Raw genomic sequence first — 13,634 nt, forward strand, 5'->3', positions numbered from 1 at the left:
CGCTTTGAGCACCGACCGCCCAAAAGCTTGGTACCGCGCTCGCTCACCCAGGTGTCGTAGCCAGTGTGACCCTGCGGGGCACTCAGTTGGCCGAAATCCTTCCATGGCCGCGCGAAGCGGGCACGTTGAGACTATGCTCATTGCCACTGCAGGCAATGTACTGGTTTCACGTGTCGCCCACCAAGGAAAGGAGTCTGTATGTGTCCGGTTCTTCATGCCCGGTTCCATTATCTGAATGGTCGAATGCGCAGTCTGGTAACGCGTGTCCATCGGCGTATTTCGAACGCCCACAAAATCTTCTGGCGCTTGGCCGGCTGCGTGACCGGGCTGGCGCTGCTTGCCACCCCTCCAGTCCAAGCTGCCGACGCGGGCATCGCCGGCGGCTCTACCGCAAGCTATAGCATTGCCTTGAGCAACTCCTACGCGGGCAGCGATTTCCGCAAGGTGATGGTGCGCAACTGGCAGGAGATTGCGGCCCAGGCGCAAAAGGATGGCTTGATCCGCGAGGCTCCGGTGGTCAGCGCCAATAACTCGGCATCGGAACAAGCGGCCCATATCCAGGACATGATCGTCAAGGGCGCCAACGCCATCGTCATCCTGGCTGCGTCCGACACGGCCCTCAACGGGGTGATCCGCGATGCCTGCAACGCCGGCATCGTGGTGGTCGTCATGGCCAGCCTGGTCACCGAACCCTGCGTCTATACCGTGGACTACAACTGGTCCGCCATGGGCCGCGTGGAAATGGACTATATCGCCGGGCGCCTCAAGGGGAACGGAACGCTGCTGGAGATTCGCGGTATTGCCGGCGATGCCACCGATAAAAATATCAGCGATGGCATTCGCAAGGCCGCTGGCGACTATCCGGGCCTGAAGTTCGCCAAGACGGTATACGGGAACTGGACGGCTTCTGTCGCACGCAAGGAGGTGGCGCTGGCGCTGCCGTCGCTGCCCAATATTGATGCCGTTGCGACTCAGGGCGGTGACGGTTATGGCGCGGCCATGGCGTTCAAGGCGGCGGGACGCCCTTTGCCGATCATCGTGATGGGCAACCGTCAGGACGAACTCGCCCTGTGGAAACAGGAGCGCGATGCCAATGGCTACGAGACCGTCTCTGTCTCCGCTTCCCCGAGCGTCTCCCAGGTGGGTTTTTGGGTGGCCCAACAGATTCTGGCGGGCAAGCAAGTGCCGAAGTTCGTCGAGGTGCCGCTGGTACGCATCGATGCGAAAGACCTGGACACCTGGCTCGCCACGATGCCGGTGGGCGGCGCTGCCAATCCTCCCTACAGCCAGGCTTCCGTTGCGGCGATGATTGACGCGGCCATCAGCAATACGGCGCCGCCGACGCCTTTGCCGGAGGTGACGAAGCAGTAGTGGCAGGCGTGGAGCGAGGAGGCGAGGCGCCATGTTGACATTCAAATCCTCCACGGACAGGCCCATTGCCGTCAGGATTGGCCTGGCGGTCGCCGCGCTGGTGTTCCTGATGCTGGTGGTATCGCTGGTGAACCTCTATGGCCTGCGAGGCATGGTTCGTGCGGTGGATTCCGCCAGCCATTCCGCGGAAATTCTGGCCTCGGTCAACGGTGCCACCGGGCGGGTGGAAAACTTCATCGCCACCCGCGACCAGGAAAGCCTGTCCCAGGCCGAAGGCATGGTGGCGACGGCGATCGCCGGCCTCTCCGCCATTGCGGTGGCAGAGGCGCAATCGCTCAAGGGCAGTCTGGAACGGCTCGCTGCGGCGATCGCCACCTTGCGAGCGGCGACCCTGACCATGGATGGCGAAACGGAGAACATGACAGCCCACTATGGCCGGATGCGAGAGGCGACGATCCTCGTCGAACAGGGCATCGCCGATGGGCTGAAGGGGATCGACGCCCGCGCCGCTGAGCACGAGGCGCGGGTGAGCAACATCGAAAGTGCTCACCGCATTCTGGATATCCTGCGCAACGGCGAACGGATCATCATCGCCAATGTGGCCAAGATGCTGGTGACCGGTAATGGGGCGGCCGCCACCGCGGCGCGCAACGCCAGCGCGGCACTCCCGCCGGTGGTCGAGCAATTGCGCGAGTTGATGACGGCGCCGCAGGAGCGAGAGAACGTGGACCAGTTGGCGACGGCGGTCGCTGCGGTCAGTCTGGCGCTCGAGCGCCTTGGCGAGGCGCCCAAGCTCCGGGGAGACGAGGCTTTGCGGCAGCTCGCCGCCGTCGGGGATGTGGTCGAGCGCCTCGAGGCAATGTTGGCTGAAGTGGAAGGGCAGGTTGTCCATGACGCAAGCGACATTCAGGCTGCAACCGGTTTGCTGCACAATGCCGCCGCGTTGTCCAAGCGTTTTGCCGAGCGTGTTGCCACCCTGGAGGCGCAGACCCTGTCGTTTCGCCTGTCACCGTCGGCCGAGGTCGCCGGCTCGGTCGGCGGCATCCTGGACGAGCTCTCCCGTCTCGCGCGCGTTCTCCCGTCGTCCGCGGGGCTGCAAGCCAAGGCTACCCCCCTGACTGTCAGCGATCAGATTGCCGGCTACCGAGCGGCATTCGCCCGGTTCCATCAGGCGAGCAACGCCTTGAGCGGCGCGCGCGACCAGGTTCGCAACGAGGCACGGAGCGCCGGCCTGTTGGTGGCGCGCTTCGCTGGCCAGGCACGCTCCGATGCCTTGATCCACAATGATCGCGGCATGCTTGCGACGATCGTTGCGGGTACCGTCGCCATCCTGCTGGCCGGCGCCATCGCCTGGAGCACGTCGCGATTTGTCGCCCAGCCCATCGTGGCCCTGGCCTCGGTCATGCGCCGGCTTGCGGCCGGCGACTTGAACGCAAAGATCGCCAGCGCCGAACGCGGCGACGAAATCGGAATCATGACCCGCGCCGTACGGGTGTTCCAGGAGAATGCCCTGCGCATCCGGGTGCTGGAGGCCGAGGCCGAAGCCGAACGACAACAAGTCCAGGCTTCTTTGGAGAGAATGGTCGCCGAACGGACCGACACGCTGCACCACCAGACCGAGGTGCTCGAGGCGCAGGCCATCGAACTCATCCAGGCGCGCAACCAGGCCGATACGGCTAACCAGGCAAAGAGCGATTTCGTGGCCACGGTCAGTCACGAACTACGCACGCCCTTGACCCTCATTCTCGCCCCTCTGGAGCAGCTCTCGGCGGCGACCACCCCGCCGGCGGATTGGCGTGTGCAAATCGACCGCGCCCAACGCAACGCGCTGCGCTTGATGAACCGGGTGAACGACATCCTCGATTTCTCCAAGGCCGAAGCGGGCAAGTTTGAGTTGTATCCGATGCCAGTTGACTTGAACAAGACGGTGGGTGTGCTGGCCGAGGATGCCGCCATGGTGGCCGAGGGTAAAGGCTGCACCTTGACCTGCAGCATCGATCCCGCGCTCGGCACGGTGTTCCTGGACCCCCGGCACTTCGAGAAAATTCTCCTCAACCTGGTGAGCAATGCCATCAAGTTCACGCCCGCTGGCGGCACCGTGCACCTGGCAGTCACTCCGCTTGATGGCGAGCGATTTGAATTTGCAGTGCAAGACTCGGGGATTGGCATTGCGCCTGACAAACTACCGTTGCTGTTCCAGCGTTTTTCCCAGATCGACAATTCCGCCACGCGCCATTACAGCGGCACCGGCATCGGCCTCGCCCTGGTCAAGGATCTGGTCGAACTGATGGGCGGCGAAGTCGGCGTCAACAGCGAGCCCGGACGGGGTTCGTGCTTCTTTGTTCGACTTCCGCTGGGGGCTGAGCAAAACACCGTACCGACCGAAGTCAGCGATATGCTCGAGCGATCGTCACCGAGCACGGCAAGCACAACCGAGCAGCGCCACTTGCGTTTCGACGACGGTCGCCTTGGCATTCGCAATGACCGGGCGCCGATGGAAGAAGCGGACGAGCAGCACCCGCAACACGCCTTGCGATCCAAAGTGCTGGTAGTCGACGACAGCCCGGAAATGCTTGGCTATCTCCGCGAGCTGTTGCGCGACGACTACAGCGTCGCCACCGCAACTGATGGAGAGCAGGCCTGGGCACTCCTGCAGCGTCGGCCCATCGATGTCGTCGTCTCGGATGTGATGATGCCGAAGCTCGACGGCTTCGGCCTGACAGCCAGAATCAAAGGCAGCCCCGGTTTTGCCCATTTGCCCGTGATCCTGGTGACCGCCCGCGGCGGTAGCGAGGCCTGCGTCTCCGGGCTGGAGAGTGGCGCCGATGACTATATCGCCAAACCCTTCTCGCCATTGGAGCTCAAGGCTCGCGTACGGGCGGTGCTACGCATGACCCAGGTGCAAACCGAATTGAATGCAAAGTCCCGTCAGGCGGGCATGGCCGAAATCGCTACGACTGTGCTGCACAACGTCGGTAACGTCCTCAACAGCGTGAACGTATCGGCAGAACTGGTCAGCAGCCAGATGCGCACCTCCAAGGCCCAGGGGCTGGGCAAAGTGGCGCAAATGATGAACGAACACGCCCATGACCTGAGCGACTTTCTCACCAAAGACCACAAGGGGAAGATGCTGCCTGATTACCTGCTCAAGCTGGCGAAAGTGGTGGCGCAAGAGCAACAGGGCATTATCGACGAACTCGGGCAACTCACCAAAGGCATTGACCACATCAAGACCATTGTCGCTGCCCAGCAGTCCTATGCCGTTGCTGTCAGTATTGTCGAGACAGTGCCGGTCGCAGAGTTGATCGACGATGCCTTGCGAATGAGTGCTGGATTACTGGCGCGCCAGGAGGTGACGGTGGTCAAGGACATTGCCGACTTGCCCCTGCTGCCCCTGGACCGGCACCGGATGCTGCTGATTCTGGTGAACCTGATCAACAATGCCAAGCAGGCGTTGGACGGCGTGATCGATCGCAGCCGATGCGTCACGTTCGGCGCGTCCCTCGCTGACGGGGCAGTATTGCGTATCACCGTGGCCGACAACGGCAATGGGATTGCGCCCGAGCACCTGGCGCGTATCTTTTCCCATGGCTTCACGACGCGCAAAGAAGGTCACGGTTTTGGCCTGCACAGCTGCGCGCTGGCCGCGCAGGAAATGGGTGGCAGCTTGAGCGTGCGCAGCGACGGGGTCGGACAGGGCGCTACCTTTATCCTCGATATTCCCCTTGATGCGCCGTTGAGTAAGCGATGAACACTGGACCGCAGATGCTAATGGTCGACGGACGATAGGCTGCGATGGGCGTTGGCCGCCTCGGCCGGCATGACGCCTGCCCTTGGCCACAGCAGCGCGGCCAGGCCAATGGCATAGACAACCGCAAACAACACGTAGGCGATCCGGGTGGAAAACAGCTGGGGCGTTTCCGTCGGCAATGGTGATACACCGAGCCCGAACAGAATAAGGAAGGTCATGAGCCCCCCGCCGAATACTTTGCCAGCGGTGTTGCCGATGGCGGCTTTGCCGGCAAACAGCAGGCTTACCAACAGCAGGATCAGCGCCACCAGCCACAGGGTCGGCCGCAGTTCGAACAGCGTAAAGGCCAGGGAGGCCACCACCCCGCCCAGCAGGTTGACCATCACCAGGCCAAGGGCGGTGCGGCTGCTCATGCCTAGCGAAAACTGGCTAAGCAACGAGGCCACCGTGATGGGGACGACCATCGCCGTGGCCAGCCGCGGGTCGCTCAGGCACAGGGCAACCATCGCCAGCAGAATCGCCGCGCTGGCCATGGCCTGGTGAATCACCAGAGTCAGCTCGCGCGGCTGTGCGGTTTGCTGGTCGGTGTATTCACCAGCAGGGTCGGGCAGCAGCGCATGGGCGCCCCAAGTCAGCAACAAACCCAGGCTGACCGCCTTGACCAGCACTAGCACGATGGACTCGCCCAGATCGCGCTGCACGATATCGAGCATCGGTACCACAATGGCAATGACCAGCATCAGCGCCGGCCCCGCGCCGCCCAGTTGTTGGCCTTGCGCGGTAAAACAGGCGAAATAAAACAGCCACAGCACCGGCAGGAGCACCCACGGCCGCTCACCGAGCATGCTGGTCATACACACCAGCAGTGCGCCGGTCAGCAGACTCACCAGCAACGTTATCAATCCCTGAGACAACGCTGGTGCGCGGCGGCTGGCCAAGAGGAACTGGATGGCGAACAAGGGCGCGAGAAAAGGCAGGATGTCGCCCAGGACCAGACCCGTGCACAGGCCCACGGTCGCTGCCAGGGCGACACGCAATCCCTGGCGTTTTATCCGCAGCTGCTCCAGCGCAGCTTGCCCATCAATTGACATAATTCAGCCAGGCGCCCAGGCGTGCCATAAATGCCCCCAGCGCGTTAGTCATGCGGTTGTCATCGGTGTAGATCACCACGGTCACCTGCGAGCCGTAGCGCGGGCCGATCGGGTGCGGTTCCTCCACGAGCAGGCGCACCGGAAAGCGCTGCGGGTCGCGCACCCAACCACTGTCGTTGCGCACCGAGGGCAGGGCGGAGTTGCTGCTATCCTGTTGCGCGACACCCCAGCCGACGCTTTCAACGCGGCCCTTGAACACGCGGCCTGGCAATACATCGAACACCAGTTCCGCCGGGTCGTCAGCCTGCACATGCTCCAGGCTGTTTTCCTTGAAGGCGGCAGACACCCATACGGTGCTTCTGTCGATGAAGGTCAGTGCCGGTTGGCCAGCGCTGACGACCTGACCCACGGCGAGCTGGAGATTGGTAATCACGCCATCGGCCGGTGCAATGACTTCGGTACGCACCAGATCGAGCCGGGCTTTTTCCAGCGCGGCCAGGGCTTGCTTGAATTGCGGGTTGTCGTTGCCTTTGGGCCCTAATTGCTGACGCGCCCGTTCCAGGTCGGCTTGGGCTTTGCTCACGGCCGCCTCGGCGGAGCTCAGCGAGGCCTTGGCTTCATCCTGGCGCGCCGGGGCGAACACTCCGCGCTCGACCAATTGGTTCACCCGCCTGGCTTGCTCGCGTATGTTGTCACGCTGCGCGCGCGCCGACACCAACTGTGCCTGGGCGGCATCCACCGAGGCGGTGCTGGCACCCAACGCCTGGCCGGTTTCTTCCAGCCGCGCTTCAGCCTCGTTGACGACAAGCTTGTAGGGTTGCGGGTCGATACGAAACAGCACCTGGCCAGTCTTCACCCGGGCATTGTCGAGCACCGCAATTTCAGTCACACGACCACCCACCTCGGCAGCCATTTGCACGACATAGGCTTGCACCACGGCTTGCGACGTCGAGGGCGTGCGTCGTTCCATAAAAATGGAGAGGGTAAACAGCACGACGATCAACACCGCCACACCTCGTGCAATGCGCCGCAGCGGATTGGCTGGCGCGGGCTTTTCAGGAGGCGGTTCAGTTTGGCGCTCAGGCTCGACGGAAACGGGAGGATTCTGTGTTTCGGGCATATCGGCACCTGTAAGTCATGGCGCTTCAAGAACAACTGACAGCGCGCCGGGGGAGGCGATCCGGGCGTTGACTCAGACCGGGTCGGAGGCAGTGACCCGTGCGGTTCGGATAAACAGCGCGCGCAATTTCTCCCAGAAATTGCCACCCAGTACAAAGAAACTGCCAACCAACAGTGCATCGCCCAGCAGTTGCAATGCCCAGCTATTGGGGCGCAGACCGGGCGCGAGGGTGTCGACATAGGGTTCGAGAAAGGAACACACCAACGGCAAGCAGAACATCACCAGGCCAATACGGTGGCGGGTCACGCTTACCTCTTTCTCAGCGCTGGGCACAAGGCCCGACACATAGCGGAACACATGCTGCTTGAGTTCTTGAAAACCCGCCTTGCCCATCACGGCGATCACCAGCAGCAACAACACTTTGTTGATGATGAACAGGGCGCCGGTGATAGCGGCGATGGTGGAGCGGGGCACATCCGCTGCCGCTGCCAGTGGCACCAACAACCACAACGTGAGCATTAGACAAAGAATGGCGATGCCTAACTTGAAGCGCCATTTCGCAGACGTTGCCGGAGACTGTGCCGTGGTCATGCTGCCTTACCTTTCTTTAGCATTGTTATTGGTTGTGGTCTGGAGCGAAATTGAGCTTAGCAGCTGGATTGCCAACGCATTCAGTCGTGTCAGTTTTTCTGCGCATGCCCCCGATGCCTGCTCGGGCTGACCGGAGCCTCAAAGGGGGATGTGGGTTGTCGACAAGACCTGGCGCAAGCCCATGAACGAGCGAATCTGGCGAACCCCGGGCAGGTAAAGCAATTGCTCCGCGTGGAGCCGGTTGAAACTGTTGCTGTCCTTGGTGCGCAGCAACATGAAGTAGTCGAACTCCCCCGTCACCACATGGCACTCCATGCAGCCGGACACCTTTTGTGCGGCCGCCTCGAATGCGGCGAAGGATTCGGGGGTGGAGCGGTCCAGCACCACGCCGATCAAGACCACCATCCCCGCATCCAGCGCTTCATTGTCCAGCAGGGCGACGATGTCCTTGATCAGGCCGACCTGCTTGAGCCGCTCGACGCGCCTTAGGCAAGCAGGGGCACTCAATTTCACCTTCTCTGCCAGCGCCACGTTGGAGATGGAGGCGTCTCGTTGCAGGGTCTTGAGAATGGCGCGGTCAGTTCGATCCAGCGGATGCGGCACTGGCTCTGTGGTGCCTGGCTTCTTGTGAGTATTTGTTGCTTTCATATCGATTTCTGCGCAATAAAAGTATGTTTTGTCTGCTGTTTAGAAAGTTATGTTTCTTTATGTGATGGAAACTTGCAACACATATTTTTCGTATTCTTCTTAATATTGAACTCATCGAAGCCCCTCCGGAAAGAGCCAGGAATGCGGCCTTTTTCCTTTCGGTCTGGCGCTTGGATATCCAATATCAAGGAGCAGAGTCATGAATCTGAATCGTTTTAAACGTTATCCATTGACCTTCGGTCCTTCGCCCATCACGCCCTTGAAGCGCCTCAGTCAACATCTGGGCGGCAAGGTCGAGCTGTATGCCAAACGTGAGGACTGCAACAGTGGCCTGGCCTTTGGTGGGAACAAGACGCGCAAGCTCGAATACCTCATTCCCGAAGCGATCGAGCAAGGCTGCGATACGCTGGTTTCCATCGGCGGCATCCAGTCGAACCAGACCCGTCAGGTCGCTGCCGTCGCTGCCCACTTGGGCATGAAGTGCGTGTTGGTGCAGGAAAACTGGGTGAACTATTCCGACGCGGTGTATGACCGCGTAGGCAACATCGAGATGTCGCGGATCATGGGCGCTGATGTGCGGCTTGACGCCGCTGGCTTCGATATTGGCATTCGGCCAAGTTGGGAAAAGGCCATGAGCGATGTCGTGGAGCAGGGCGGCAAACCGTTTCCGATTCCGGCGGGTTGTTCCGAGCACCCCTATGGCGGCCTCGGTTTCGTCGGCTTTGCCGAAGAGGTGCGGCAGCAGGAAAAAGAACTGGGCTTCAAGTTTGACTACATCGTGGTCTGCTCAGTGACCGGCAGTACGCAGGCGGGCATGGTTGTCGGTTTCGCGGCTGACGGTCGTTCGAAGAATGTGATTGGTATCGATGCTTCGGCCAAGCCGGAACAGACCAAGGCACAGATCCTGCGCATCGCCCGACATACGGCTGAGCTGGTGGAGCTGGGGCGCGAGATTACGGAAGAGGACGTGGTGCTCGATACGCGTTTCGCCTACCCGGAATATGGCTTGCCCAACGAAGGCACATTGGAAGCAATCCGACTGTGCGGCAGCCTTGAAGGGGTACTGACAGATCCGGTGTACGAAGGTAAATCGATGCACGGCATGATTGAAATGGTCCGTCGTGGCGAATTCCCCGAAGGTTCCAAAGTGCTTTACGCACACTTGGGTGGGGCGCCGGCGCTGAACGCCTACAGCTTCCTGTTTCGTAACGGCTAAGCGTAGAAGTGCTTTTGGAGTCATCTGTGGGAGCCCCTGTGGGAGCGAGCTTGCTCGCGATTGAGTTGGTTCAGTGCCTACAGAGGTAACTGACAAATCGCTATCGCGAGCAAGCTCGCTCCCACAGGGAATTGTGTCAGCCTTTAGGCTCAGGAATCACGCCGGGAGTACCACCATGCATGCGATATCGCAGTCTGCAATCTGGGTGAAAGAACCGCTGGCGGATACCGGGGTCGTCATCGTGACCAGCGCCGCGTTGCCCAAGTACCTGATTGACAAGTTGCATATGGAGATCGACGACTGGGACCAGGTTGCTTATCTGGTGGTCCAGCAATCCAGGGCGTTTATGCTCGACTGGTTGCAGTTTGGGTCCAACCCGATAGATGCAGCGTCGGCGACCACTTGCCGGGCCAGCCAACTGCTGCGCGGCGTATCCAAAGGCTGCTTTTTACTGGATGTCGAAGTCAGCCCGATACCCCGTCTCACCTGGCTGGGATCAGTCTGCGGTCACCCACTGCGTGTCCTCAAATTGGAAGACACAGCCTCCCATGCAGCGATCGATAAGCAGGTGGAAGAGATTTTATCGGTGACCCGGACACTGGTGAAAAGTGGGTTGCAAGAGCGTTGTTTCATCTAGCGAAAGTCATCGCCACACACGCCTGAATTTATGACCCCAATGGAAAGGCCACACTCATGAGCCGATCTGCCGACTGTCGTTCTAAAACCATGAAGTGGATGCGTGAACCTTCAAGCTGTACCCGCATCGTTGTCATCGTGTCCGCAATTGACAGTGATCATATTGACCTGATGCATCATGGGTTCAGCTGTTTTGACAATATCGCGCTGGTACAGGTCGAGCCTTCGGAAATTGGGGCCGACAGGTGCGTTGAAGTACACGTAGCGGGGTGTGATTACAGCTTTCTCGTTTGCGGTGAACTTGAAGAGTATCTGTTGAACAATCTTTCCATTGGCAACCCGTGCATCTACCAGATAGGGCAAGACAGCTGGGCCGAGCGCTCCGTCATTGACGCGGTAGAGCAAGTCAAGAAACTCGCCCGATTGAGCTATTTGCGCCACCTGGAAGCGTTGCCCGACATTTGCAGGAGATGCCCATGAACCTGTCCGATATTCGTGCCCAATGGCCGGATCAGACCACCGAAGATGCTCAAGAAGTTGCTGAATGGCGGGACGCCTTGCTGTCGGTTATCGCCCATAGCGGCACGGCACAGGCCAAACAGATCCTCGACATGCTGGTGGCTGTGGCAAGCGCCTCGGACATCGGTTGGCGGCCCAGCCATGGCACGCCTTACATCAATACCATCAGCGTTGAGTGCCAGCCGGTATTTCCAGGGGACCTGGCCATCGAAGAACGGCTGGCCTCGATCATGCGCTGGAATGCGCTGGCCATGGTTGCCAGGGCCAACTATGCCTATGGCGAATTGGGCGGCCATATCGCCAGTTATGCCAGCGCGGCGGATTTGTTCGAAGTGGGCTTCAACCATTTTTTCAAAGCGCGAACCGAAAGCAGCGGTGGCGACCTGGTGTTCTATCAGCCGCACTCGGCGCCAGGGGTCTATGCCCGGGCGTTCCTCGAGGGACGCCTGGAAGAAAAGGACCTGCTGCATTATCGGCAAGAGATCAGCGCGCGCGCCAAGGGTGCCCGAGGTCTGTCGAGTTACCCGCATCCTTGGTTGATGCCGGACTTCTGGCAGTTTCCGACCGGTTCCATGGGCATTGGTCCGATCAGCTCGATCTACCAGGCGCGCTTCATGCGTTACCTGGAGCATCGAGGCCTGCAAGACACCTCCGGGCGAACCGTCTGGGGCGTGTTTGGCGACGGCGAAATGGATGAGCCGGAAAGCATGTCGGCACTGACGCTGGCCGCGCGGGAAGGGCTGGATAATCTGGTCTGGGTGGTCAATTGCAACCTGCAACGGCTGGACGGGCCGGTGCGTGGCAATGGTCGCATCATCGACGAGCTGGAGGCGTTGTTTGGTGGTGCAGGCTGGAACGTCATCAAACTGGTTTGGGGCGCCGACTGGGACGGCTTGTTTGCGCGCGATGCGGATGGCGCGCTGGTCAAGGCGCTATCGAGCACCGTCGATGGCCAGTTCCAGACGTTCGCGGCAAAAGATGGGCGCTTTAACCGTGATCATTTCTTTGGCCAGAACGAGGCATTGGCGCAGCTGGCACAAGGCCTGACCGATGAGCAGATCGACCGCCTGAAACGCGGCGGTCACGACATGGTGAAGATCTTCGCCGCCTATCAAAGCGCGCTGCTCGAAGGCAAGAAACCCACCGTGATTCTGGCGCAGACCAAGAAGGGCTTCGGCATGGGCGATGCCGGGCAGGGCAAGATGACCGTGCACCAGCAGAAGAAGCTCGACAGGGAGGCGCTGATCGCGTTCCGCAATCGTTTCAACCTGCCGTTGACCGATGAACAGGCCGCCTTGTTGAGCTTCTTCAAACCCGATGAAGACAGTGCTGAAATGCGCTATCTGCATGAGCGTCGCCGTGCATTGGGTGGTTATATGCCATCGCGTCCTTCGACTGCCGAATCATTGGCGGTGCCTGACGTCAGCAGCTATGGCGCATTTGCTGTTGCTGCCGAAGGCAAGGAAATGTCCACCACCATGGCGTTCGTTCGAATGCTCAGTGGTTTGCTGCGGGACAAACAGCTGGGTCCGCGCATCGTGCCGATCGTGGCGGATGAAGCGCGTACGTTCGGCATGGCCAGCCTGTTCAAGCAGATCGGCATTTACTCCAGCGTGGGGCAGCGATATGAGCCGGAAGACATCGGTTCGATCCTGAGCTATCGAGAAGCGCTGGACGGCCAGATTCTCGAAGAGGGCATCAGCGAGGCCGGGGCAATCAGCTCCTGGGTTGCAGCGGCGACCAGCTATTCGGTGCATGGCTTGCCGATGCTGCCGTTCTACATCTACTACTCGATGTTCGGCTTCCAGCGCATCGGCGACCTGATCTGGGCGGCGGCGGATCAACGGGCCCGCGGCTTTCTGCTCGGGGCCACCGCAGGCCGCACGACATTGGGTGGCGAAGGTCTGCAGCACCAGGACGGCAACAGTCATCTGATGGCGGCGATGGTCCCCAACTGCCGTGCTTACGATCCGGCATTTGCCGGCGAGTTCGCGGTGATCCTGGACCATGGCATGCGCCAGATGCTGGAGCGTCAGGTGGACGAGTTTTATTACGTCACCTTGATGAACGAGAACTACCCGCAGCCCAGCCTTCCCGATGGTGTCGAACAGGCGATTATCAAGGGCATGTATCGGTTCGCCCGGCATGAAGTCGAGGATGCGCGTGGAAGTGTCCAGTTGTTGGGTTCCGGCGCCATCCTGCGCGAAGTGATTGCCGCCGCCGAGTTGCTGGCCAGCGATTGGGGCATCGACAGTCAGGTCTGGAGCGTTACCAGCTTCACCGAGTTGGCACGTGATGCCCGTGAAGTGGAACGTTGGAATCGACTGCATCCTGGACAGCCTTCGCGCTGCAGTCATGTCCAGGCGTCGCTCAATGACTCGACGCCGATCATTGCCTGCACTGACTATGTTCGCGCCTTGCCGCAGTTGATCGCCAGTTATCTCGATGCCCGCTACACGGTACTCGGGACCGACGGGTTTGGCCGTAGCGATACCCGCGACCAGTTGCGCAGGTTCTTCGAAGTGGACCGCCACCAGATTGTCTTGAGTGCGCTGACTGCCCTGATGCACATGGGGCGCCTCGATGCCAGTGTGTGTGCCGAGGCCATTGAGCGGTACGCCATTGATGTGGACGCGGTGGCCCCTTGGGATGCTTGAGGCCGGCTTTGGACAGAATCGAATTTTCGGGATT

9 protein-coding genes and 3 pseudogenes are annotated in these 13,634 nt (G+C 60.5%); 8 read left to right on the forward strand and 4 right to left on the reverse strand.

Annotation, left to right across the window (positions count from 1 at the left end):
• Positions 1-198 precede the first annotated feature (198 nt).
• The 4 genes and pseudogenes from ASC85_RS01080 to ASC85_RS33645 form a co-directional block, all read left to right on the forward strand.
• Complete coding sequence (locus tag ASC85_RS01080; RefSeq protein WP_057447888.1) at positions 199-1,371, forward strand: ABC transporter substrate-binding protein; 1,173 nt, start codon at positions 199-201, stop codon at positions 1,369-1,371.
• Between the two features lie 1,294 nt (positions 1,372-2,665).
• Positions 2,666-3,715 (forward strand): annotated as a pseudogene (locus ASC85_RS33635) (sensor histidine kinase); the annotation flags it as partial.
• A 210-nt stretch (positions 3,716-3,925) separates the two neighbouring features.
• A pseudogene (locus ASC85_RS33640) lies at positions 3,926-4,261 on the forward strand (response regulator transcription factor); the annotation flags it as partial.
• Positions 4,262-4,780: 519 nt separating this feature from the next.
• Positions 4,781-5,122 (forward strand): annotated as a pseudogene (locus ASC85_RS33645) (ATP-binding protein); the annotation flags it as partial.
• 17 nt (positions 5,123-5,139) lie between these two features.
• On the opposite strand, the gene ASC85_RS01090 reads toward ASC85_RS33645, so the two are convergent.
• The 4 genes from ASC85_RS01090 to ASC85_RS01105 form a co-directional block, all read right to left on the reverse strand.
• Positions 5,140-6,213: a DUF2955 domain-containing protein gene (locus ASC85_RS01090; protein WP_057447890.1), complete on the reverse strand. Its 1,074-nt coding sequence runs from the start codon at positions 6,211-6,213 to the stop codon at positions 5,140-5,142.
• Positions 6,203-7,333, reverse strand: coding sequence for an HlyD family secretion protein (locus tag ASC85_RS01095; RefSeq protein ID WP_082534284.1), 1,131 nt, complete (start codon positions 7,331-7,333; stop codon positions 6,203-6,205). Before ASC85_RS01095 ends, ASC85_RS01090 begins: the two co-directional genes overlap by 11 nt.
• 72 nt (positions 7,334-7,405) lie before the next feature.
• Entirely contained in the window at positions 7,406-7,924 is a 519-nt protein-coding gene (locus tag ASC85_RS01100) for a transporter suffix domain-containing protein (RefSeq protein WP_057447891.1), read from the reverse strand.
• A gap of 138 nt (positions 7,925-8,062) precedes the next feature.
• Complete coding sequence (locus ASC85_RS01105; RefSeq protein ID WP_057447892.1) at positions 8,063-8,572, reverse strand: Lrp/AsnC family transcriptional regulator; 510 nt, start codon at positions 8,570-8,572, stop codon at positions 8,063-8,065.
• A gap of 199 nt (positions 8,573-8,771) precedes the next feature.
• Between ASC85_RS01105 and ASC85_RS01110 the strand changes: the two genes are divergently transcribed.
• The 4 genes from ASC85_RS01110 to mdeB all read left to right on the forward strand — a co-directional run bounded on the left by ASC85_RS01110 (position 8,772) and on the right by mdeB (position 13,600).
• On the forward strand, positions 8,772-9,788 hold the full coding sequence (locus tag ASC85_RS01110) for a 1-aminocyclopropane-1-carboxylate deaminase (RefSeq protein ID WP_057447893.1): 1,017 nt from the start codon (positions 8,772-8,774) through the stop codon (positions 9,786-9,788).
• Between the two features lie 175 nt (positions 9,789-9,963).
• Complete coding sequence (locus ASC85_RS01115) at positions 9,964-10,425, forward strand: hypothetical protein (protein WP_057447894.1); 462 nt, start codon at positions 9,964-9,966, stop codon at positions 10,423-10,425.
• 56 nt (positions 10,426-10,481) lie between these two features.
• Complete coding sequence (locus ASC85_RS01120) at positions 10,482-10,904, forward strand: hypothetical protein (RefSeq protein ID WP_057447895.1); 423 nt, start codon at positions 10,482-10,484, stop codon at positions 10,902-10,904.
• A complete protein-coding gene (gene mdeB, locus ASC85_RS01125) occupies positions 10,901-13,600 on the forward strand; it encodes an alpha-ketoglutarate dehydrogenase (protein WP_057447896.1) in 2,700 nt (899 codons plus the stop codon). The genes ASC85_RS01120 and mdeB overlap by 4 nt, the downstream gene beginning before the upstream one ends.
• Positions 13,601-13,634 lie beyond the last annotated feature (34 nt).

This window comes from Pseudomonas sp. Root401, from assembly GCF_001425105.1.
GTDB lineage: Bacteria > Pseudomonadota > Gammaproteobacteria > Pseudomonadales > Pseudomonadaceae > Aquipseudomonas > Aquipseudomonas brassicacearum.

Coding starts and splice junctions, on each gene's coding strand:
- ASC85_RS01100 (WP_057447891.1), bottom strand. CDS start 7,924: ATGACCACGGCACAGTCTCCGGCAACGTCTGCGAAATGGCGCTTCAAG.
- ASC85_RS01110 (WP_057447893.1), top strand. CDS start 8,772: ATGAATCTGAATCGTTTTAAACGTTATCCATTGACCTTCGGTCCTTCG.
- ASC85_RS01080 (WP_057447888.1), top strand. CDS start 199: ATGTGTCCGGTTCTTCATGCCCGGTTCCATTATCTGAATGGTCGAATG.
- ASC85_RS01120 (WP_057447895.1), top strand. CDS start 10,482: ATGAGCCGATCTGCCGACTGTCGTTCTAAAACCATGAAGTGGATGCGT.
- ASC85_RS01115 (WP_057447894.1), top strand. CDS start 9,964: ATGCATGCGATATCGCAGTCTGCAATCTGGGTGAAAGAACCGCTGGCG.
- ASC85_RS01095 (WP_082534284.1), bottom strand. CDS start 7,333: ATGCCCGAAACACAGAATCCTCCCGTTTCCGTCGAGCCTGAGCGCCAA.
- mdeB (WP_057447896.1), top strand. CDS start 10,901: ATGAACCTGTCCGATATTCGTGCCCAATGGCCGGATCAGACCACCGAA.
- ASC85_RS01090 (WP_057447890.1), bottom strand. CDS start 6,213: ATGTCAATTGATGGGCAAGCTGCGCTGGAGCAGCTGCGGATAAAACGC.
- ASC85_RS01105 (WP_057447892.1), bottom strand. CDS start 8,572: ATGAAAGCAACAAATACTCACAAGAAGCCAGGCACCACAGAGCCAGTG.